Source organism: Cupriavidus sp. 22TCCZM04-2 (assembly GCF_057798895.1).
Genome location: NZ_JBYOJS010000001.1, coordinates 641,959 through 664,361, shown reverse-complemented (window position 1 = coordinate 664,361; position 22,403 = coordinate 641,959). Strand labels below are relative to the sequence as shown.

Annotated in this window: 17 protein-coding genes; 13 read left to right on the top strand and 4 right to left on the bottom strand. The window is 61.9% G+C overall.

What is annotated here, in order from left to right; translation table 11 throughout:
* The first annotated feature begins 4 nt into the window (after window positions 1-4).
* The 3 genes from AC3FKG_RS03035 (at window position 5) to AC3FKG_RS03025 (ending at window position 2,330) form a co-directional block, all read left to right on the top strand.
* Window positions 5-730 carry a lytic transglycosylase domain-containing protein gene (locus AC3FKG_RS03035; protein ID WP_483709392.1) on the top strand — a complete coding sequence of 242 codons (726 nt, stop codon included), beginning with the start codon at window positions 5-7 and terminating at the stop codon, window positions 728-730.
* Complete coding sequence (locus AC3FKG_RS03030) at window positions 727-1,581, top strand: 2OG-Fe(II) oxygenase (RefSeq protein ID WP_488742385.1); 855 nt, start codon at window positions 727-729, stop codon at window positions 1,579-1,581. The genes AC3FKG_RS03035 and AC3FKG_RS03030 overlap by 4 nt, the downstream gene beginning before the upstream one ends.
* Before the next feature lie 122 nt (window positions 1,582-1,703).
* Window positions 1,704-2,330 carry a LysE family translocator gene (locus tag AC3FKG_RS03025; RefSeq protein ID WP_488742384.1) on the top strand — a complete coding sequence of 209 codons (627 nt, stop codon included), beginning with the start codon at window positions 1,704-1,706 and terminating at the stop codon, window positions 2,328-2,330.
* Between the two features lie 103 nt (window positions 2,331-2,433).
* On the opposite strand, the gene AC3FKG_RS03020 is transcribed toward AC3FKG_RS03025, so the two are convergent.
* Both AC3FKG_RS03020 and ffh read right to left on the bottom strand, forming a co-directional pair.
* On the bottom strand, window positions 2,434-2,976 hold the full coding sequence (locus AC3FKG_RS03020) for a hypoxanthine-guanine phosphoribosyltransferase (protein WP_483709387.1): 543 nt from the start codon (window positions 2,974-2,976) through the stop codon (window positions 2,434-2,436).
* A 53-nt stretch (window positions 2,977-3,029) separates the two neighbouring features.
* Window positions 3,030-4,424, bottom strand: coding sequence for a signal recognition particle protein (gene ffh, locus AC3FKG_RS03015; RefSeq protein WP_483709386.1), 1,395 nt, complete (start codon window positions 4,422-4,424; stop codon window positions 3,030-3,032).
* 93 nt (window positions 4,425-4,517) lie between these two features.
* Here ffh and AC3FKG_RS03010 point away from each other — a divergent pair, with 93 nt between their 5' ends.
* From AC3FKG_RS03010 to AC3FKG_RS02965, 10 genes are all read left to right on the top strand, one after another.
* Complete coding sequence (locus AC3FKG_RS03010) at window positions 4,518-5,453, top strand: cytochrome C assembly family protein (protein WP_483709385.1); 936 nt, start codon at window positions 4,518-4,520, stop codon at window positions 5,451-5,453.
* A gap of 7 nt (window positions 5,454-5,460) precedes the next feature.
* Entirely contained in the window at window positions 5,461-5,730 is a 270-nt protein-coding gene (locus AC3FKG_RS03005; RefSeq protein ID WP_483709383.1) for a PP0621 family protein, read from the top strand.
* Entirely contained in the window at window positions 5,727-7,835 is a 2,109-nt protein-coding gene (locus AC3FKG_RS03000; RefSeq protein WP_488742383.1) for a histidine kinase dimerization/phospho-acceptor domain-containing protein, read from the top strand. The genes AC3FKG_RS03005 and AC3FKG_RS03000 overlap by 4 nt, the downstream gene beginning before the upstream one ends.
* 25 nt (window positions 7,836-7,860) lie before the next feature.
* Complete coding sequence (locus AC3FKG_RS02995; RefSeq protein WP_483709381.1) at window positions 7,861-9,462, top strand: sigma-54-dependent transcriptional regulator; 1,602 nt, start codon at window positions 7,861-7,863, stop codon at window positions 9,460-9,462.
* Window positions 9,459-10,070, top strand: a complete 612-nt coding sequence (ampD, locus tag AC3FKG_RS02990) for a 1,6-anhydro-N-acetylmuramyl-L-alanine amidase AmpD (RefSeq protein ID WP_483709380.1) — start codon at window positions 9,459-9,461, stop codon at window positions 10,068-10,070. Before AC3FKG_RS02995 ends, ampD begins: the two co-directional genes overlap by 4 nt.
* Before the next feature lie 509 nt (window positions 10,071-10,579).
* Window positions 10,580-13,519 (top strand): ribonucleoside-diphosphate reductase subunit alpha, encoded by a 2,940-nt coding sequence (locus tag AC3FKG_RS02985; RefSeq protein ID WP_483709378.1) that lies wholly within the window; start codon window positions 10,580-10,582, stop codon window positions 13,517-13,519.
* Window positions 13,520-13,658: 139 nt separating this feature from the next.
* Window positions 13,659-14,846 carry a ribonucleotide-diphosphate reductase subunit beta gene (locus AC3FKG_RS02980; RefSeq protein ID WP_116318196.1) on the top strand — a complete coding sequence of 396 codons (1,188 nt, stop codon included), beginning with the start codon at window positions 13,659-13,661 and terminating at the stop codon, window positions 14,844-14,846.
* Window positions 14,847-15,029: 183 nt separating this feature from the next.
* Window positions 15,030-16,796 carry an AIPR family protein gene (locus tag AC3FKG_RS02975; RefSeq protein WP_488742382.1) on the top strand — a complete coding sequence of 589 codons (1,767 nt, stop codon included), beginning with the start codon at window positions 15,030-15,032 and terminating at the stop codon, window positions 16,794-16,796.
* A gap of 185 nt (window positions 16,797-16,981) precedes the next feature.
* Window positions 16,982-17,848 carry a hypothetical protein gene (locus AC3FKG_RS02970; RefSeq protein WP_488742381.1) on the top strand — a complete coding sequence of 289 codons (867 nt, stop codon included), beginning with the start codon at window positions 16,982-16,984 and terminating at the stop codon, window positions 17,846-17,848.
* Window positions 17,845-20,133 carry a UvrD-helicase domain-containing protein gene (locus tag AC3FKG_RS02965; protein ID WP_488742380.1) on the top strand — a complete coding sequence of 763 codons (2,289 nt, stop codon included), beginning with the start codon at window positions 17,845-17,847 and terminating at the stop codon, window positions 20,131-20,133. Before AC3FKG_RS02970 ends, AC3FKG_RS02965 begins: the two co-directional genes overlap by 4 nt.
* A 333-nt stretch (window positions 20,134-20,466) precedes the next feature.
* On the opposite strand, the gene AC3FKG_RS02960 is transcribed toward AC3FKG_RS02965, so the two are convergent.
* Window positions 20,467-20,586 carry a SymE family type I addiction module toxin gene (locus AC3FKG_RS02960; RefSeq protein ID WP_488742415.1) on the bottom strand — a complete coding sequence of 40 codons (120 nt, stop codon included), beginning with the start codon at window positions 20,584-20,586 and terminating at the stop codon, window positions 20,467-20,469.
* A gap of 390 nt (window positions 20,587-20,976) precedes the next feature.
* Complete coding sequence (locus AC3FKG_RS02955; RefSeq protein ID WP_488742379.1) at window positions 20,977-21,819, bottom strand: PGN_0703 family putative restriction endonuclease; 843 nt, start codon at window positions 21,817-21,819, stop codon at window positions 20,977-20,979.
* Between the last annotated feature and the right edge of the window lie 584 nt (window positions 21,820-22,403).

Sequence of the window (22,403 nt, the reverse complement as noted above, 5' to 3'; positions counted from 1 at the left end):
GCCCATGCGCGCGGCCCGTCTGGTTCGCACGGCCGGCAGCCTGCTGCTGGCCCTGGCCGCCGCGGCCGCGCAGGCCGGCGCGCAGAAGGAAGAGGACTTGGCCGACTCGGTGCGCGGCGCACTGGCGGCAGCCATTGCGGATTCGCGCCCGATACGCCCGGTTTTTGCCTCAGGCGGCGAGCGCCTGGCCTATCTCAAGTGGCTTGGCGAGATGTCGCACCGGCTCGAAGGGCGCATCCCCGAGCCGCAGATGCGCGTGGAGCTGATCGAAACCGCGTATTACGAAGCCAAGCGTGCCGGACTGGAGCCCGCGCTGGTGCTGGGCCTGGTGCAAGTGGAGAGCAATTTCCGCAAGTACGCCATGAGTTCGGTCGGGGCGCGCGGGCTGATGCAGGTGATGCCGTTCTGGACTCGCACCATTGGCGACAACGATCCGCGCAAGCTGTTCCACCTGCAGAGCAACCTGCGCTACGGCTGCACCATCCTGCGCCATTACCTGGACCGCGAGCAGGGCGATCTGTTCCTGGCGTTGGGGCGCTATAACGGCAGCCGCGGCCGGCCTGAATATCCCAATGCGGTGTTGGCTGCGTGGAAGCGCTGGCAATACTCCGAGGCCACGGTCACCGTCGCGGGCGATCCGGAAGTCATCCCGACCCGGCCGCGCAAGCTGCTGCCCGAGGCGCCGGCGCGCAACCCGTTCTCGCCGCAGCGGGTGGCCAATCCGTCATGAGCACCGACACGCGTCCGGCCGTGGGGTCGCCGGGCTACGCCACCTCGTCGCCGGAGCTGGAACGCTGGCTGGCCAGGCATATCGCCGAGGGATTTGGCGCCGAGTCGCTGGTCCTGTCCATGCTGCGCTCCGGCTATGACACCGCCTTTGCCCGCGCCGCGGTGGCCACGGCCATGGGGCACCGGCCTGCTGCGCCGGCCATTCCTACCCCCAGTCCTGCACAGCGCCAGGGAGAGCGCGAGATTCCCGTGCTGTTCTCGCTGCAAGCACCCGCTATCCGCCTGTATCAGCAATTGCTCAGCGATGCCGAATGCGATGCGCTGGTCGATCTCGCACGCGGACGGCTGGAGCGATCGCCGGTCATCAACCCAGACACCGGCGACGAGAACCTGATCGAGGCGCGGACCAGCATGGGCGCCATGTTCCAGGTCGGCGAGCATGCGCTGCTCGACCGCATCGAGACCCGCATCGCCCGAGTGACCGGCGTGCCCGCCGATCACGGCGAGGGTTTCCAGATCCTCAACTACAAGCCCGGCGGCGAATACCAGCCGCATTTCGATTTCTTCAATCCGAAGCGTCCCGGCGAGGCGCGCCAACTCCGCGTGGGCGGCCAGCGCATCGCCACGCTGGTGATCTACCTGAACACGCCGCAGGCGGGCGGCGCCACGGCGTTCCCGCGCATCGGCCTGGAGGTGGCGCCGGTCAAGGGCAACGCTGTGTACTTCAGCTACCTGCTGCCCGAAGGCCGACTGGACGAGCGCACCCTGCACGCCGGCCTGCCGGTGGAAACCGGCGAGAAATGGATCGCCACCAAATGGCTGCGCGAGGGTCCCTACCGCGCCACTGCGTAGAAACTGTCCCGCCAAACCGCGGCATTCCGTCACGGCAGAATTCCCGCAAACTGTACCGGTACTGTACTGTTCGCTGTGACTAGACTGGCAGCATTCCCGCTGCTTCTTCTGGTGCGACTGCCATGGCTTTTTCCGACCTTGCCGCCGGTTCCGGCGTCTTTCTTGCGTTTGCGGCGTTCGCGCTCGTGTCCTCCATCACGCCCGGCCCCAACAACACCATGGTGCTGGCGTCGGGGGTGAATTTCGGCTTTGCGCGGACCATTCCGCACCTGCTCGGTATCAGCGGCGGGTTTGCGCTGATGGTGGCGCTGGTCGGGCTGGGGCTTGGGTCGATGTTCTCGCACTGGCCGTGGACCTGGCAGGTGTTGCGCGTAGTGGCCGGGGTCTACCTGGTCTGGCTGGCGTGGAAGCTTGCCACTTCAGGTGGCATGCAGGACCGCCAGGTCGCGCGCCCGATGGGTTTCCTGAAGGCGGCGGCGTTCCAGTGGGTCAACCCCAAGGCGTGGGTGATGGCGGTGGGCGCATGCAGCACCTATGTGCTGCACGGCAATGTGTGGCTGAACGTGCTGATGCTGGCCGGCATCTTCGCCGTCATCAACCTGCCGAGCGTGGCGATGTGGGCCGTATTCGGCTCGGCCCTGCGCCGCTGGCTGGCGCAGCCGCGGGTGCTGCGCGTATTCAATGTGGGGATGGCGTTGCTGCTGCTGGCGTCGTTGTGGCCGATTTTGGGGGCGCACCACGCCGGGTAGGTCGGACGCTGCAGCCCCTTGCTTGCCGACTGTTTTCTGCTCTCTCCCGCGTGCGGGAGAGAGGCGCAAGGCCCGCAGTTCGTGCCGGCCCTTCGGGTAACGCTTACATCAGCGCCCGGATCGTTCCCAAGTTCCGCCAATATCCCTTGGCATCCATCCCGCAACCGAACACATACCGGTCCGGCACCTGGAACCCGCAGAAGTCCGGGTGCATCGGCTTGAGCTTGGTCAGTGTCTTCTCGCACAGCACGGCGGCGTGGAATTCCTTCGCGCCCATGTCCATGATGCGCTGGCGGATCGCCGCCATGGTTTCGCCTTCATCCAGGATGTCGTCCAGGACCAGCACCACGCGGTCCTTGACGGATTCACGCGGCGCCACGCGCCATTGCATCTCGCCGCCCACGGTCTTGTTGTTGTAGCGGGACAGGTGGATGTAGTCGAATTCCAGCGGGAACTGCAGCTTGGGCAGCAGCATGCCGGTGAACACCACCGCGCCGCCCATTACGGACAGCACCAGCGGGAAGGCATCGCCCATCTTTTCGGTGATGTCCTTCGCCATGCGGTCCAGCGACAGCTGGACTTCCTCGGCACTGACGATTTCCTCGGATTGGGACCACAGTTCGCGGGCCTGTTCAGCGGTCATCATGGTGTCTTTCCTGTTCTTGTCTCTTGCGGGGGTAGGAGGGCGCCTGGCGCGGATCAGCGGTTGAAGAGGCCCTTCATGCCGCCTTTCATCGCGCCCATCTGGCGCATCATCTTCATCATGCCGCCGCCCTTGAGCTTCTTCATCATGCCTTGCATCTGGTCGAACTGGTTCAGCAGGCGGTTCACTTCCTGCACCGGCACGCCCGCGCCCGCGGCGATGCGGCGCTTGCGGCTGGCCTTGATCAGCTCGGGCTTGGCGCGCTCGGCGGCGGTCATGCTGTTGATGATGCCTTCCATGCGGGCCACCTGCTTTTCCGCCTGATCCATATTGGCGCCTTGCGCCTGCTGCGCGAACTGCGCCGGCAGCTTGTCGACCAGGCTGCCCAGGCCGCCCATCTTCTTCATCTGGCCGATCTGGGCCTTGAAGTCTTCGAGGTCGAAGCCGCCGGTCTTCTTGATCTTCTTGGCCAGCTTCTCGGCGGCGTCCATGTCCACGCCGCGCTGGGCTTCCTCGACCAGCGCGAGGATGTCGCCCATGCCCAGGATACGCTGGGCCATGCGGTCGGGGTAGAACGGCTCCAGGCCGTCGAGCTTTTCGCCGACGCCGACGAACTTGATCGGCCGGCCGGTGACGTGACGCACGGACAGCGCGGCACCGCCGCGCGCATCGCCGTCGAGCTTGGTCAGCACCACGCCGGTCAGCGGCAGCGTGTCATTGAACGCCTTGGCGGTGTTGACCGCGTCCTGGCCGAGCATGGCGTCGACCACGAACAACGTTTCGGCCGGCTTCAGCTCGGCGTGCAGCGCGGCGATTTCCTGCATCATCGCCTCGTCGATACCCAGGCGGCCTGCCGTATCGACGATCAGCACATCGTGGTAATGCTTGCGCGCCCAATCCACGGCCGCGCGGGCGATGTCGACCGGCTTCTGGTCCGGCTGGGACGGGAAGAACTCGGCGCCCACCTGTTCGGACACCGTCTTCAGCTGGGCGATAGCGGCCGGGCGGTACACGTCGCACGAGACCGTCAGCACTTTCTTCTTTTTGTTCTCTTTGAGCCACTTCGCCAGCTTGCCGACGGTGGTGGTCTTGCCGGCGCCCTGCAGGCCGGCCATCAGGATGATCGCGGGCGGCTGCACGGCCAGGTTCAGCTCGGCGCTCTTGGCGGCGCCGGCGACGGCTTCCTCGCCGCCGATCACCGCGGTCAGCTCGCGCTGGACCACGCCGACCAGCGCCTGGCCCGGGGTCAGGCTGGCAACGACATCCTCGCCCAATGCCTTTTCCTTGACGCGGGCGATGAACTCGCGCACGACCGGCAAGGCCACGTCGGCCTCGAGCATGGCCAGGCGCACTTCGCGCAGCATTTCGGCGGTATTGGCCTCGGTCAGGCGGGCCTCGCCGCGCATGGTCTTGACGACCCGCGCCAGGCGTTGAGTGAGATTGTCCAGCATGGCAGGAATGGGGGAAGAAAGGGCTGTGTTGCGGCCTCTGTTACCGGATCAGCCGCCCGCCACCGGCAGGGGGCACTAAGGTAAACTGCGCAAATGGTCATTGTACTGTATGCCCTGACGGCACTTCTCTATTGCGGCCTGGCTTTGCACGGCTGGGCCACGCGCAATCCACGGCTGGCCGCGGCCGGCAGCCAGGCTAACGGCGCGGCCTCGGCCGTGCTGACCGCCAACGGCGGGCCAGCGGGCGGCAGCGACGCCCAGCCGGGCTGGTGGCACCTGCTGATGGCGGCCGTGCTGGCCAGCCACGGCCTGCTGCTGCACGAAACCATCTTCCCGGCCGACCATATGATGTTCGGCTTCGCCTTTGCGCTGTCGGCCATGCTGTGGCTGGGCGTGGGCATCTACTGGATCGAGAGCTTCTTCTTCTCGCTGGCCGGGCTGGGGCTGATCGTGATTCCGGTGGCGCTCCTCGCCAGCCTGATGCCGCTGGCGTTCCCGGGCTCGCAGATCCTGGGCTATGCCGCGCGGCCGCTGTTCAAGTTGCACTTCATCATTGCCAACGTGGCCTATGGCCTGTTCACGCTGGCCGCCTTCCACGCCTTCCTGATGCTGCTGGCCGAGCGCCGCCTGCACGGCTTCAAGCATGCGCCGGCGCGTGCCGGCAACGTCAAGCCCAAGGGCCCGGCCGAGCAGTGGCTGGGCCGCTGGCTGGACCTGCTGCCGCCGCTGCTGACGCTGGAAAAGCTGCTGTTCCGCCTGATCGGCGCCGGCTTCGTGCTGCTGACGCTGACCATCGCCTCGGGCCTGCTATTTTCCGAGGAGCTGTTCGGCCGCGCCTTCCGGCTCGACCACAAGACCGTGTTCGCCTTTATTTCATGGGCGATGTTCGGCGGCATCCTGGCCGGGCGTCATTTCCGCGGCTGGCGCGGCCGCGTGGCGCTGCGCTGGGTGATTGCCTCGTTCGGCATCCTGCTGCTGGCCTATGTCGGCAGCCGCTTCGTGATCGAAGTGATCCTGCATCGTCTCTGAGACCGCCATGGCAAGAATCTTCATCCTGCTGGCCGTGGTGCTGGGGGTCTTCTGGTGGCTGCGGTCCCGCGCCGAAGCGCGCCATGACGAAGCCCTCCGCGCATCCCACCCATCCCATCCGGCCGACGCCTCCGGCAACGGCAAGAGCCACCCCGAGGCCATGGTCCAGTGCGCCCACTGCGGCGTGCACCTGCCGGGCAGCGAGGCCATTGCCTGGCGCGGCCTGCACTATTGCCGGCGCAGCCACCTGCCGGACGACAGCGGCGACCGCGCATGATCACTGCGCGGCCGACGCATACCGCCCGGCTCGCCGCATGGCCCGGCTTCGCGCAACTGTGGCGCGCGCCCGAGCCGCCTGATTTCCACTGGCGCCTGCTGCGCTATTTCTGCTGGACCCGCATCGCCGTCGGCCTGCTGCTGCTGGCGTTCACCATCATGCAGCGCGGCGCGGAGCCGCACGGCACGTCGCTCGTGCTGCCGTTCCAGCTTGCCTTGCCCGCATACAAGACGGCGGCCATGCAGCTTGCCTTGCCCTACCTCGGCATCGCTCTGGCCATGCTGGCCGGCACGCTGTGGCGGCGGCGCTTCCAGCTGCGCGTGCGGCTGCAGGTGCTGGCCGACCTGGCCATGCTCGGCCTGATCTACGAGGCGCTCGGCCGCAACGGCCATGCCGACGGGCTGGCGATGATCTTCCTGCTGCCGGCGCTCGAGGCCGGCGCGCTCACCAGCCTGCTGTTCGCGCTGTTTGCCGCCTCGGTCTCGGCCCTGGTGGTCATGGCGCACCCGTTCGCCCTGACCATCCTGCAGCGCCAGGCGGATGGCGGTCTGCTCGGCTCCGGCCTGTACGGGCTGGTGTTCATGATCGCGGCGCTGCTGATGTACATGCTGGCGTACCGCCAAGTGGCGCAGGAAAAGCTGGCGCTCGCGCGCGAGCAGGAGTTGCGGCTGCAGCAGCTCGTCAACCGATTGATGGTCAACGACATGCAGGACGGCGTGATGCTGGTGCGCGCCAACGGCATGGTGGTGGCGGCCAACCCCGCCGCCGTGGTGCTGCTGGGCGTGCAGCCGCATGAACGCGTGTATTCGCGCACCACGCGCAACAGCGTGGGCGTGGGCGTGGGCGTAGAGGGCGGCCAGACGGTGCTGTTCGACCTGCGCCGCATCCCGCGCCTGCAGCCACTCATGGAAATGCTACGCGACTGGGTGCGCAGCAAGGATGACGTGCCGCGCATCCTGCAACTGCTGCCCATCGTTTCGCGCTCCGCGCCGCCGGGCGGCGGCAACCTGCACACGCGGCTGCGCCTGCGCTTTGTGCTGCCGGGCCTGGCCGGGCTGCGCAATACCATCGCCAGCACGTCGACCCTGCCATCCAGCCTCGACACCGCCGCGTGGAACGAGCTGACGCCCGAGGTCGCGGCGCGCCTGCGCCTGGCCATCGCCCAGCAGGAAGCCATGGCCTGGTCGCCCGACGACGAGGCCCTGCTGCGCAGCGAGATGCGCGACACCGTGCTGGTCCATATCGAAAGCTGGGAGCGCATTGCCGAGCAGGTCCAGCAGGAAAAGCTCGCCGCCATGGGGCGGCTCGTGGCCAGCGTCGCGCACCAGATCCGCAACCCGCTGGCGGCCATCAGCCAGGCCAGCGAGCTGCTTGGCGACGGCGCGCGCGTGGGCGGCGATGGCGACGGCGGCGGCGTGGAATCGGATGTCGATGCGCGCCTGCTGCGCATCATCCATGACAACGTGCGGCGGCTGGACCAGGTCGTGTCCGACGTGCTGCAGCTGTCGCGCCGCCCGCGCACGGGCCGCAGCACCGCGCAGCTGGCGCAGGCGCTGCCGGAGATCGTCGAGCGCTGGCGGCTGGAAATGCGCTCGCGCGGGCCGCGTGCCGGCGACACGCGCCAGCCGGGCCGTGGCGAGATCAACCCGAACGCGGTCCGCCTCACGGTCGACGTGGCGCAGCCGGTGGTCTTCGACACCTCACAGCTCCAGCAGGTGCTCGGCAACCTGCTCGACAACGCGTGGCGCTACTGCAGCCGCCTGCCGGGCGCCATCCGCCTGCTTGCGCACGCGCTGGACCAACACCATGCCGAGCTGATCGTCTGGAACGACGGCACCGAGATCCCGCGCGAACACCAGCGCAGCCTGTTCGAGCCGTTCTTTACCAGCAACGCGCAGGGTACCGGCCTGGGCCTGTTCATGGCGCGGGAGCTGTGCGGCGCCAACGACGCGCAGGTCCGCTACGGCACCATCGCGCTGGATGACCTGCTCGCCCGCACCGGCCTTCTGGCTGCCCCGCGCGATACACTGCCCGCCAAGGCCTTCGTGCTGACGCTGCGCATCGACACCGGCGATGCGATGCAGGCAGACACGCAGATCCACTGAACTTCCGCACCTGACACGCCGCTCCATGCCACCCAGAACGCCCGGCCCTGACCCGATCCTCGTCATCGATGACGAGGCAGACCTGCGCGAGCTGCTCGATATTTCCATCCGCCGCATGGGGCATGACGTGGTGCTGGCCGGCTCGCTGGCCGAAGCGCGCGAGAAGCTCGCGCAGCGCCGCTACAGCCTGGTGCTGACCGACATGCGGTTGGGCGATGGCCTGGGCATCGAGATCGTGCGGCAGCTTTCGGCGGCGCCGGAACGCGTGCCCGTGGCTGTCATCACCGCCTACGGCAGCGCCGACAACGCCGTCGAAGCACTCAAGGCCGGCGCGTTCGACTACATCGCCAAGCCGGTGTCTTTGGACCAGTTGCGCAGCCTGGTGATGAATGCACTGGGCCGGCATCAGCAGCGCGAAGACCAGGAGCAAGCCGCCGCCGACGCAAGCCTGGCGGCCGACCGCGCCGCCGCGCTGCTGCCCGGCCACTCGCCGGCCATGCAGGAGGTGCGCCGCTCGCTCTCGCGGCTGGCGCGCAGCATGGCGCCGGTGGTGATCAGCGGCGAATCGGGCAGCGGCAAGGAGCGCGCCGCGCACGCCATCCACGCCACCAGTGCGCGTGCCGCGCATCCGTTCGTGGCGGTGAACTGCGGTGCCATCCCCGAAAACCTGATGGAGTCCGAGTTCTTCGGCTACGTCAAGGGCGCGTTCACTGGCGCCGACGCCGAGCGCGGCGGCTTCTTTCAGTCCGCCAACGGCGGCACCCTGCTGCTCGACGAGGTGGCCGACCTGCCGCTGGCCATGCAGGTCAAGCTGCTGCGCGCGCTGCAGGAGCGCCGCGTGCGCAAGATCGGCGCGAGCCGCGAAGATGCCGTCGATGTGCGCGTGATGTGCGCGAGCCACAAGGACCTGGCCGCCATGGTCTCCGCGGGCCTGTTCCGCCAGGACTTGTACTACCGGCTCAATGTGCTGGAGCTGCGCATGCCGACGCTGCGCGAGCGTGCAGAGGATATCCCCGTGCTCGCCCGCGCCATCCTCGAGCACCTGGCCGTGCGCTACGGCGACCCGCGTCCGCGCCGCCTGTCGCAGGCCGCGCTGGAGCGGCTGGTGGCCTATCCGTTCCCGGGCAATGTGCGCGAGCTGGAGAACCTGCTCGAACGCGCCTACGCGTTTGCCGAGACCGAGGACATCCAGGTGGCCGACCTGGGCCCGCTCGACGCCAATCTGGAACGCGCGGCGCTGCGCGCGGCGCCGTCGCCGCTGACGCCGTACACGCCATGGGCCGGCGGCTGGGTGCCGACGGGGATCATGCCCGCCGAGCCCGCTCCGGTCCCCATGTCCGCGCGGACCGCAGCCGAGCCGGAGCCGGAAGCCGTTGCCGTGGCTGCGGACCTGCCCGATGCCGCCGAGCGCGCCTGCCGTGGCGTGGAGTTTCCGATCGACCTGCAGGCCAGGCTCGAAAACGTGGAGCGCGAGATCATCCTGCAGGCGCTGTCGCAGACCGGCTTCAACCGTACCGCCGCGGCGCCGCTGCTGGGCCTGAACCTGCGCCAGCTGCGCTACCGCATCCAGCAGCTCGATATCCGCGAAGGCCGCGACGAGCGCGAGGAAGGGGAGGGCACGGCATGAAGGCTCCGGCTTCCGCCTCTGTCCCCGCCGGCTTCCTGCCGGACACCGAGGGCTGGGTGCCGGCCGCGCGCCGCGTGCCATCGCCCAATTTCGACGAACGGCCCGCTGGCATGCCGGTCGACCTGGTGGTGCTGCACAACATCAGCCTGCCGCCGGGCCAGTTCGGCAGCGGCGACATCGAGGCCTTCTTCCAGAACCGGCTCGACCCCGGCCGCCACCCGTTTTTCGCCACCATCCACCAGGTTCAGGTATCCGCCCACTTCCTGGTACGGCGCGATGGCGAGCTTGTGCAGTTCGTCCCGTGCGGCAAGCGCGCATGGCATGCGGGCCTGTCCGACTTCTTCGGCCGTGGCCGATGCAACGACTTCTCGGTCGGCATCGAGATCGAAGGCACCGACGACTTGCCGTTCACGGCCGCCCAGTACGCAACTACCGCGGCGCTGGTCAAGGCCCTGCGCGCCACGTTGCCGGTGCAGGCGATTGCCGGCCACAGCGACATCGCCCCGGGCCGCAAGACCGATCCCGGACCGCACTTCGACTGGGACCGCTTCGCTCGTCTGGCAGGGGTCCCGCAAAACCTGTTACCCTACCGCCCCTCGCACCACTAAGGCGCTCGCGGGTAGGTGCCGCGGCCCCATGTCGGTGCGATGTCACATGCCAATTCCCGAGGGTGGCGTGGGGCTATCGGGCGTGCCACACGGATAAAAAAAATTTCCAAAAAATGTGCGCCTGCGAACGACTTGGCGCGATCCCTTGTCGTAGCGCGGTTCCCGGCAATGTGGCGCTGCCGCACTTGTCATCCGGGTGTCGCAACCACGCTTGTCAAGACTGGTCATCCGGATTTCTTTCACTATACTTAGCCCAGATTTCCGCAGTGACCACTATATCTAGTAGTTCAACCGGGGAGCTGGCCAAGCGTTGAGGGGCGCTGTCGCAGACGTGGCGATAGTGGTTGAAACCCTGATGTGGGGCCGGCGCATCACAAGAGTCCCTGGCGAAATGTTTAGCAAAAGGCAGTCAGTCCAGCCGCCGCCAACGCACGGCAGGACACTTTCGCAGCCCATTTCGCCAGGGACTCTTTTGTCTCTTAAAACAGGCTAAAAAGACAGGAGTTCTTATGCAGACGGCCCAGAACGAAATCACCACGGGCGCAGCGGGCGCCGCCGGTATTGCAGGTACCGAGCAACAAGCCTCCGCCACCCAAGCCGGCACGACGAACTACCAGGATTACAAGATCATCCGCCGCAACGGCGCCGTGGTGGCGTTCGAGCCGTCCAAGATCAACGTCGCCATGACCAAGGCCTTCCTCGCCGTGAACGGCGGGCAGGGCGCGGCTTCCGCACGCGTGCGCGAGATCGTCGAGCAACTGACGCACGCCGTCGTGCGCGCGCTGGTGCGCAGCCGCCCGAGCGGTGGCGCGATCCATATCGAAGACGTGCAGGACCACGTCGAACTGGCCCTGATGCGCTCGGGCGAGCATGAAGTGGCCCGTTCCTACGTGCTGTACCGCGAAAAGCGCGCCCAGGAGCGCGCCAGCGCCAGCGCGCAGGCCGTGGCCCGCGTGCAGGAATCCGGCATCCAGTTCAACGTGACCGACGGCGGCGTGAGCAAGCCGCTGGACATCGTTGCCCTGCACGCGCTGCTCGACAACGCCTGCGCCGGCCTGGGCAAGGCCGTCAGCGCCGAGCCGATCCTCAAGGAAACGCTGAAGAACCTGTACGAAGGCGTGCCGATGACGCAGGTGTACGACTCCGCCATCCTGGCCGCGCGTACCCTGATCGAAAAGGACCCGGACTACAGCCAGGTCACCGCCCGTATCCTGCTGCACACCATCCGCAAGGAAATCCTGGGTGCCGAAGTGACGCAGGCCGAGATGACCACGCGTTATGCCGAGTACTTCCCCAAGTTCATCGCGCGCGGTATCGCCGCCGAGCTGCTGGACGAGAAGCTGGCCACCTTCGACCTGGCCCGCCTGGGCGCCGCGCTGGACGCCGGCCGCGACTTCCAGTTCAACTACCTGGGCCTGCAGACGCTGTATGACCGCTACTTCCTGCACATCGACGAGACTCGCATCGAGATGCCGCAGGCATTCTTCATGCGTGTCGCCATGGGCCTGGCCCTCAACGAAGCCGACCGCGAAGCGCGCGCCATCGAGTTCTACCAGCTGCTGTCGTCGTTCGACTTCATGTCGTCCACGCCGACCCTGTTCAACTCGGGCACCCAGCGCTCGCAGCTGTCGTCGTGCTACCTGACCACGGTCTCGGACGACCTGGAAGGCATCTACGAAGCCCTGAAGGAAAACGCGCTGCTGTCCAAGTTCGCCGGCGGCCTGGGCAATGACTGGACCAACGTGCGCGCCCTGGGCTCGCACATCAAGGGCACCAACGGCAAGTCGCAAGGCGTGGTCCCGTTCCTGAAGGTGGTGAACGACACCGCCGTGGCCGTGAACCAGGGTGGCAAGCGCAAGGGCGCCGTCTGCGCCTACCTGGAGACGTGGCACCTGGACATCGAAGAATTCCTGGAGCTGCGCAAGAACACCGGCGACGACCGCCGCCGCACCCACGACATGAACACGGCCAACTGGATCCCGGACCTGTTCATGAAGCGCGTGATGGAAAACGCCGAATGGACGCTGTTTTCGCCGTCCACCTGCCCGGACCTGCACGACAAGGTCGGCAAGGCATTCGAGCAGGCCTACCTCGGCTACGAAGCCAAGGCTGCCAACGGCGAACTGAAGCTGTTCAAGAAGGTTCCGGCCATGCAGCTCTGGCGCAAGATGCTGGGCATGCTGTTCGAAACCGGCCACCCGTGGATCACCTTCAAGGATCCTTGCAACATCCGCAGCCCGCAGCAGCACGTCGGCGTCGTCCACAGCTCCAACCTGTGCACGGAAATCACGCTGAATACGAACGACAGCGAAATCGCCGTGTGCAACCTGGGTTCGGTGAACCTGGTGGCCCACCTGGCCAAGCAGGCTGACGGCTCGTACGTGCTCGACCACGCCAAGCTGCAGAAGACCATCCGCACCGCCATGCGGATGCTCGACAACGTCATCGACATCAACTACTACGCTGTCGAGAAGGCCCGCAACTCCAACCTGCGCCACCGTCCGGTCGGCATGGGCATCATGGGCTTCCAGGACTGCCTGCACGTGCTGCGTACGCCGTACGCCAGCGACGCCGCGGTGAAGTTCGCCGACACCTCGATGGAAGCCGTGTGCTACTACGCCTACCAGGCCTCCACCGAGCTGGCCGAAGAGCGTGGCCGCTACGAGACCTACACCGGCTCGCTGTGGGACCGCGGCATCCTGCCGCAGGACTCGCTCAAGCTGCTGGCCGAAGAGCGCGGCGGCTACCTGGACGTGGACCTGTCCAGCAGCATGGACTGGGACAGCCTGCGCGCGCGCATCAAGCAGCACGGCATGCGCAACTCGAACTGCATCGCGATCGCGCCGACCGCCACGATCTCGAACATCATCGGCGTGTCCGCCTGCATCGAGCCGACGTTCCAGAACCTGTACGTCAAGTCCAACCTGTCGGGCGAGTTCACCGTGGTCAATGACTACCTGGTGCGCGACCTGAAGGAGCGCGGCCTGTGGGACGAAGTGATGGTTGCCGACCTGAAGTACTTCGACGGCTCGCTGTCGCGCATCGACCGCATTCCGCAAGACCTGCGCGACATCTACGCCACCGCGTTCGAAGTCGAGCCGACCTGGCTGGTGGAAGCCGCCAGCCGCCGCCAGAAGTGGATCGACCAGGCCCAGTCCCTGAACATCTACATGGCCGGCGCCTCGGGCAAGAAGCTGGACGACACCTACAAGCTGGCCTGGCTGCGCGGCCTGAAGACCACGTACTACCTGCGCACCATGGCGGCCACGCACGTGGAGAAGTCCACCGTGTCGCGCGGCTCGCTGAACGCGGTGTCGTCGGGCAGCGACAGCGGCTCCGGCCTGGACGCGGCGGCCGCATCGGCCCCGGCCATGCCGGAAGCCGAAGGCGCGGTCTGCACGATGCGCCCGGGTGATCCTGGGTTTGAAGAGTGCGAAGCCTGCCAGTAAGCCTTACCTAACCCCCCGGTTTGCTCCCCTCTCCCGCTCGCGGGAGAGGGGCCGGGGGAGAGGGCCGGCGCCACCACGAAGTGAAAAGTCAAAACACTGACCACCGCCGCCCCCAAACCGAATCACGGAGAACAACATCATGCTGAGCTGGGACGACGACGTTCAAGCCACCCCGCAGGCCGCACCGCAGCCTGCCCTGCAACCCGCTGCATCGGCTGCCACCGCTGACCAGCAAGGCGTGCTGCCGTCGAGCGCCACGCAAGCCGGCATCCTGGGCAACAACCCCAACGCCGCCGCCGCGCAAAGCAACCGCCGCGTCAACGCCGCCGACAAGCGCGTCATCAACGGCTCGACCGACGTCAACCAGCTTGTTCCGTTCAAGTACAAGTGGGCATGGGAAAAGTACCTGGCCGGCTGCGCCAACCACTGGATGCCGCAGGAAATCAACATGTCCCGCGACATCGCCACGTGGAAAGACCCCAACGGCCTGACCGAAGACGAGCGCCGCATCATCAAGCGCAACCTCGGCTTCTTCGTCACCGCCGACTCGCTGGCCGCCAACAACATCGTGCTGGGCACCTACCGCCAGATCACCGCGCCGGAATGCCGCCAGTACCTGCTGCGCCAGGCCTTTGAAGAGGCCATCCACACGCACGCCTACCAGTACATCGTTGAATCGCTGGGCCTAAACGAAGCCGAAATCTTCAACGCGTACCACGAAGTGCAGTCGATCCGCGACAAGGACGAGTTCCTGATCCCGTTCATCGATACGCTGACCGACCCGTCGTTCAAGACCGGCACGCCGGAAAACGACCAGAAGCTGCTCAAGTCGCTGATCGTGTTCGCCTGCATCATGGAAGGGCTGTTCTTCTATGTGGGCTTCACGCAGATCCTGGCGATGGGGCGGCAGAACAAGATGACTGGGGCTGCGGAGCAGTATCAGTACATCCTGCGGGATGAGTCGCTGCACTGCAATTTTGGGATTGATTTGATTAATCAGATCAAGCTGGAGAATCCGCATCTTTGGACGGCGGAGTTTAAGGCTGAGATTACTGAGCTGTTCAAGAAGGCGGTGGATCTGGAGTATCGCTACGCTGAGGACACGATGCCGCGTGGCGTGCTGGGGCTGAATGCGCCGATGTTCAAGTCGTATTTGCGCTTCATCTGCAATCGTCGGTGCCAGCAGATTGGTCTTGATCAGCTGTTCCCGAACGAGGAGAACCCGTTCCCGTGGATGAGCGAGATGATCGATCTGAAGAAGGAGAGGAACTTCTTCGAGACGCGCGTCATTGAGTATCAGACGGGTGGGGCGTTGAGCTGGGATTGATGTATGTGATTAAGCTATAGGAAATGGGGGCCATTGGCTCCCATTTTTTTTGCTAGCATTGCGTCTTGCTTGTGCTGCTCGCATCCAGCGAGATATCTGTCCCACTGCAGGGCGTTTCTGCCGCGCGAAACATTTGTGGATCAATGCAGGGCCTGTGAAGGCTAATTTTATTGTCGAGTTTCCATGGATCGTATAACGAAATCACTTCTGGACGAGTTTTGCGCTGAGCAAAATCTTTCCAGACTCGCTGAAGATAAGCAATTCGAGCACTTTGCTACGTTCTTGACTGTGGGTCGATCGCTTTCGGACGGATTTGATACGCTCGATCTGATAACGGGGTCTGGTGGTGACACGGGTATAGATGCGATAGCAATCATCGTCAACGGTGCGCTCGTCGATGATCCTGCTGCCGTACAAGAGTATGTCGATCGGAATGGCTATCTTGATGTCACGTTTGTTTTCGTGCAGGCAGAAAGATCGTCTGCCTTTGAAACTGCGAAGATCGGTCAGTTCGCCTTCGGGGTTTCCGATTTTTTTAAGGACGTTCCAGCGTTACCGAGGGGTAAGGAAATCGCCAAGTTGGCGAAAGTGATGGCGGAAATTTACCGGCACAGTAGCAAATTTAGCCGAGGGCGGCCATTGTGTAAGCTGTACTACGTCACTACGGGAGCATGGGTAGGTGACACGGCACTCGAGGCGCGAAGAAAAGCCGCGATCGAAGATTTAAATTCTCTGAGAATATTTAGGGCTGTTGAGTTTATTCCGGTCGATGCGGATGGGATTCAGCGTCTAAACCGCGAGAGTAGAAATTCGGTTTCTCGCGAATTTGAGTTCGCGCAGAAGACAGTGATACCGGAGATTGACGGCGTTACCGAGGCGTATATTGGACTTCTTCCTGCTACGCAGTTTCTTAGCCTTATCAAGGATGAAGATGGTGAAATGCTTCGAGGCATCTTCTATGATAATGTGCGAGATTGGCAGGACTTTAATCCCGTCAATACGGAGATCAAGGAAACTCTGTCTGCTGATTCGATGCGCTCTCGCTTTGCGCTAATGAATAACGGCGTGACTGTTATTGCGAAAACATTGCGCTCGACTGCAAATCGGTTTTATATAGAGGACTATCAGATAGTAAATGGTTGTCAGACGAGCCACGTCCTATACGATCAGCGAGGCGCTATTGATGACAGTGTAATGGTGCCGCTAAGGCTTATCGCTACCCGCAACGAAGATGTAATTGCGGCGATTATCAAGGCCACGAATCGCCAGACCGAGGTGAGGGAGGAGCAGTTGCTCGCTTTGTCTGACTTTCAGAAAAAACTAGAGGCCTATTTTAGTGCATTTGATGATGCGCATCGGCTTTATTATGAGCGTCGCTCGCGTCAATACAATAATGTTGCGGGAATTGAAAAAACGCGAGTTGTTACGCCTGGTGCGCTTATTAGAGCCTTTGCTTCTATGTTTCTCGAAGAGCCGCATCGTGCTACTCGCAGCTATCGTCGGATCTTGGATCGCGTGGGTGAAGAGATATTCGCTAATGGTGACAAGCTCGAGCCGTATTTCTTTTCCGCGTTGGCGGCGTATCGTTTGGAGTACTTATTCCGAAATGGGATTTTGGATAGTAAATTTCGCGTGGCGCGTTACGAAATAATGTTCGCAATGCGGCTAAGCGAAATACCGTCCCCCTTGCCTAAAGTAAACTCTAATGCGATGGAGAGAGTTTGTAGGCCGGTCATTGCGAAGCTCTGGGATCCAACTGAGTCGGAGTTAATGTTCAGGGCAGCCTCCGAATCGGTCTTGCGGGCTGCCAATGGGGATTTGGAGAATGCAACGTTAAGAACGGAACCGTTCACCATGGCGCTAAAGGCACTCGCCACTTCGTCTACCACTCAATCTCCCCGCACCTCGCCGACGGCGAAGCGTGTGAGCAGACGAGGTAATGCGTCTTAGCAGTACAGCGTGGTGGCTGCCTAGCAGGTTGTCGAAATGGCACCTCCAACTGAGGCCTTGCAAGCACCGAGAAAAAAGGGGCAGATCTAGATCAGAGATAGATCTGTCCATTTTTCGCTCACCATACACGTACGTGTAGGATTGAGATTGAGTCGCCAAAGAATTCACAATGAGGTCTGATTAAGATGGACGGAAATGCGGCTTGGGCGGAGTGGTTCATCCCGGAGGTCTCCCTGGAGGTTAGGCAGGGCGACTTCTTGCTGACTCGCCCAGACTTCGAGGGGAAACAGGAGGTCTGCTTAGTTATTACTGCGGATTGTGATATCAGCAAAGGAAAATTCGGTAAGCAGTTGGCTTGTCTGCGTGTCGTGCCACTACAGGAGTATCTGTGCACCATTTGGGCCGATAAGAAGCTAAGTCGACTGAGTAAGGCTGAAATCGAGAAGATTCGATCGCAAGTTGCGAAATGGCACACTGCGAAGATTGGCCAAGCCAGCAAGCTGACCGCAGAGGCCGTTGTCGCCTGGATCAAGAGAGAGACACCTGAAGTATTGGCCGCGCAACTCGATATTCCAACCAATGATTGCAAGAAATTCGTAAAGGCAATGAACACGTTCAAGGAGGCATTTGCCTGCCTTGAAGACGAGGAAGTTTCAGACTCATTGCTACGCTATATTAAGTACAGGGCGATCGCGCAAAATAAGGATGCCGATATTTGCCGCACGGAAGTCCTTGCAGATGCACAGAAAGACATTGAAAACCTTCCGGAGGATGTATTTTTTCTGACGTCCATCCCAAAAATTTCCAGTGATGGTGCGGTGGTGTTGCTTCGGCAGCTAGTAGCGGTGCCTCACGAAACAGTTTGCTATCGCGTGACCGATCACAACTATAAAGACGCGATGCTTCGAGTCGGTAGGCTCCATCCAACATTCAAATATGCTATCTCGCAGGCCTTCGGATCCTTGTACTCAAAGATCGGTCTTCCTGCAGAGTATGAGTTTGGCCGAAAAACGATCGCGACTGAATTTAGTATCCAAGAGTGGGTGAAATGATGAAAACAATCACATTTGATGAGAAGTCGCTAACGGCCGCCGCTTCTGGTCAAATCGAGCTAGACGAGATTGTCGACAACCTAAAGTTGCCGTCGTCAGATGCGATCATGTTTTGTGTCATGGTGAACGATCACGGGTACGTTCTTTCGAGGAAGTATCAGGCGGGCAGTGATGGACTGCTCACTATCAGTTTGGAAGATTCCGGCCCACTCAATGGGCTTGCCAATGCGTCACGCGAGGAGGCCCTGCTGCGCATTATGCGCTGCGCCACCTCGATGATGCCCGGTCGCAACAGATCGATCCCTCAGTCATGGAAATCGTTTCACACCAAGAATCGTCTGTCCTTTCAGGCTGATCGCTTTGCTCGAAGTGCCAACGGGGGGCGGACGCACTCTGGGCGTATTTTCCTGGAGATAACTCAACGTGAAGGCATACATCATGTTTTCGCCTTTCATCTAGACCGTAGCGGACTTCGCGACCTTTTCGCAGCTGATGCTCCGGCGGCGCTGCTTGAGGAAGCAATTAATGGGCTCGGCGCGGCATTGACAGCATCCCTTACCGAACTGGGCCGGACCGACTTGCAGGAAGGAATCGCAAACAAGGTCGACTTGGATGGACTGACGAGCAAGATGTTTGGACCACTCTCTGTCGAAGAATGGTATGCCACGCGCCTCACTCCGGCCCAGCGCCGATTTGTCGATCATCCCCTCTCCAGTAGCGTTCGCTTGGTTGGCCCTGCAGGCACGGGGAAGACTATCGCAATGGCTGTCAAATGTCTGCGCGATCTGAAAACTGCAGTTGGAACTGGAGGCGATAAGCGCTTCCTGTTCCTGACGCATGCAGCGTCTACCGCAGATGGAATTGAGCGCTTGATGTTGGGCATGGAACCCGACGCCGCGCTTGAGTTCCTGGCAGCGTCTCATCCGAAGCTTGTGATTTCCACGCTTTATGCGTTGGCAAATCGACAAATGCGCTACAACCTCGACGAATTGACGCCAGTTTCACTGGATGGGCAGGCCGGTCGTCTCGCCCAAGCGGAGTATTTGAATGAGGTGATTGAGAGTTATCGACAGGGGGACTGGATCACCTACAGAGCATGCTGTTCGGCGCCGTTTGTTGCCTATATGGAGGCCAATCCCGATTCACTAGAGCGCCGGTTTTTCCTGTGGGAAGTTCTGAATGAGTTTGCGTGCGTGCTCGATGCTGAGGGTATTCGCGCAAGCTCTGCACGGCGGGACCAGTATCTGGGCGAGCGGCGGAAAGGCTGGATGATGGTTCTTCAGTCCCGAGAAGAGCGCGAGGTTATCTTGGCGCTGTATGAAAGATTTAGACAGCTGCTGAGAGAAAAAAAGGCAATTGGTGGCGATCAGATGGTGACCGATTTCCTTAATCATTTGGACAGTTTTCGATGGGAGGCGACACGAGAATCGGAGGGATACGATGCAATTTTTGTTGATGAGTTACATCTCTTCAATCGCCAGGAGCGATTGGTGCTTAGGCATTTGATTCGATCGCCTGAAGGGGATCCGTCGGTATTTTTGGCGTACGATGCAAAACAGTCACCTCGCGATACGTTCCTAAATTTACCGAGCGCCGAGGCGAAACGCTTGGACTATTGGCGGGACGCTCGCTTGGGTAAGGTCGAGAAGATTGAGCTTGTCGATGTATTTAGGTATACGCCCCAAATCGCAAAGACATTGGCATTCATTGATGAGTCTTTTCCAGGGCAAGACCTTGATGAGGAGTGGCCAAAATATAGCGGTATTTCTAGGATCGATGACGGCCCAATACCAACTGTCTGTGAAACAAAGTCGTTGGTCGCCACCTACACGCTGGTATTTCAACGTGCGCGTGCCCTGCAGCGTGAACTTGGTAGAAAGGGTCGAATTGCGGTGCTCTGCGCAAGCAATGATCTCTTTGTGCGCTATTTGAACTTTGAGGAGCTTCAAGATACATTCGTATCAATCACTTCTCGTGAGGAAGCGAGTAGCGTAAGTTTCAGCCAACGGAAGTTCATCTTCAGCATGCCAGAGTTCGTGGCCGGTCTCCAGTTTGATACGGTCCTTCTTATTGACGTGAACCAAGGCGCAGTACCAGATGGCCCATATTCGGCCGCAGCACTGAGAAAGTTTGTTTCCCAAGTTTATCTTGGCGCCAGTCGGGCTGAAAGACACCTTGAGTTCTACGCGTCTAGAGATCAAGGTGGAATTTCGTCTATTCTGTCTCGGGCGATCGTTGCGAAAGCAATCAGTCGAATGGACGAGGGCGTCCTTATTCGCAGCTAGTAACTCCCACTCTGGCTAGCGCGTTTGATAATAGTGGCCTGTCTGAGTGCCAGCGCTATGGTGGTTTTGGCAGACTAGGGGGCGGACAATTTTCAAGATTCATAAATATATCTGTCCGCCTTTTGCCGTACGTCAGCAGAATTGCTCACGCCATCTCAAGAGGCTGAAAACAACTCGATAGAGCCGCAGCTGCCTGAGGTACCGCCTCCGTTTGTTCATGCGCACCAGTACTGGGCGATTAGCACTTCGTAGATTTCCTTGGCGCTCTTTGTTGTCACTGGCAGGCATTGGGGGATCCGCAGCAAAGCACCTACGAATCCCTTCCCGCTGCGGCTATTCCGAGGAAATTACGACGACCTTATTCCGTACTTCCACTTTGAGCACTTGCCCAATCTTGAAGCCTGCCTGTTCCAACCATACTCCCCCCATCCGAATCCATGGAACGCATCGCATCCCGCTATAGCGGTTCCCTTCAGTTGCCTTGACGCGAAAATTCCTGTAACTGGTCGTAAATGTGCGCATGTGCGCAGTGGAAGATGCCTTCCGCATAGCGAACTCCTAATTTGAAACTTGGATTCGCCCGTGCAAGCTGGGCGGCCGGGCACTTGAACACCGCCCGCAGATCGGCCCGCATGTTTCCCCTTTCGGGTCTTATATCGATGCGCGCTGCCCGGCCTTAGCAGAAAGCTATGGAAGACACGCCACGACTGTCGGACGTGGCAACGCTGCGGGGGTGTGTTCAGCACCGACAGCTAGGCTAAGGATTGCGGATACTGCCGCCAATGAGACAACTCTGCATTGCGGTACCACAACCCACGTGCCGCGCTGATCTATCCGGATCACCTAGCCCATCGGCTGGCGAAAGTATCTCTCCCCCAGATACGCCAGATAGGGCTGATACTCTGGTCGACTAGCTGAACAAAGCTCCCCAAAGATCGCTTGATAACTGATGGCTTGGAACCTCAGTTCGTCACCCACCAGTTCCTGGAAACGCCGGATCTCGTCCCGATGACTTTCCCCATTTGGTCCCGGCCAATCGAAGTACACATAGCGCAGCACCCACCGGTCTTCGTATTGACGGGCAAGCGCAACGGCATGCTTTAGTAGTTGCGGCGCTCCAATGTGCCGGAACGCCTCCCGCCCCGCTTGCAAGGCTTCCGCGAGCGCCTGAGCCCGCTGCAACCCGACGTGTTCCCAGCGGCCGCGCCCCTGGGCAAGGTATGGCGGCCTAAACGCTTCCCCCGCTCGCGTCGCTTTGCCGCGCAGCCACTCCGTGAACTTGCTCTCCACGCCGGCCATGATGCCGTCCTCCAGTGGCAGGCACACATCGAGGTTGGCGTGACTGTCGACTCCGGTGGGGAGTTTGGATTCGAACAGCGCCGCGGTCGGGCGGGAGGGCAGAGCCAGCGCTTTCATCAATGGCGTGGCATCGGCGCAATCGGTCCAGAAATCGAAGATGTTCGCGGCCAGCGCAGAGGACGAATGCAGGGCTCGCATCTTTGCTGGCTTGTCTCCACGCTCCAGCAGTTCGCCACCGTCGCCATTTGCAAACGCTGCGAATGTTGCTGGCGAGAGGGGGCGCATCAGATTCAGGTCCAAATCGGGAACATAACCGCGCGCGTCAAAGGCGATGCCCCGGTTCGCCGCCCATTCCTGCTGTGCTCTGCAAATTGCTGCTACAGACATGAATCGCCTCCGTCGAGCGCGTTCCCCAGCCGACCGGCGGTCCTGCAAGGGATCGTGGTTACATCTGACGATTGTTTGCCAGCGGGTCAGGGCAGGGAATCCGCCAAATGGCGGAGGGGAAATGTGTTTCTGCCGACGCCGAGCAGATCAAATCTCCGACACCACTCGTCCAATGCAGCCAAGGCATGTCCTTCTCAGTGAGCGCTTGCGCAACTGAAAGCGTTAGATGCGCGGCATTCGCCTCGCTTGATTCTCATGTCAGCCAAGCCTTCCCAGCAGGCCTGTAGAAGGATTCCCAAAGCTCATCCAGATACGCTCACGTGTCCCCCCCAAACATGCACATCCAACGTGGCGGGGGGACTGGCGATGCTTCTCAGTGAGCGGGCCGACACGGTTATGCAATGCGAGATGTAAGGCCTCCGGAGGCAAGTCATTCTCAGGCTACGAGGAATTCGTTGCGTGGCTCGTAATCGCATCGCAATTTCTTCGTGATCGGAAGCATAACGGCTCCGTTGCATGGTGCTTAAACCCCTTCTGCCGAGGGGAGCGGAACGAAGGTTAAAACGCGGTCTGAGACGTTAGAA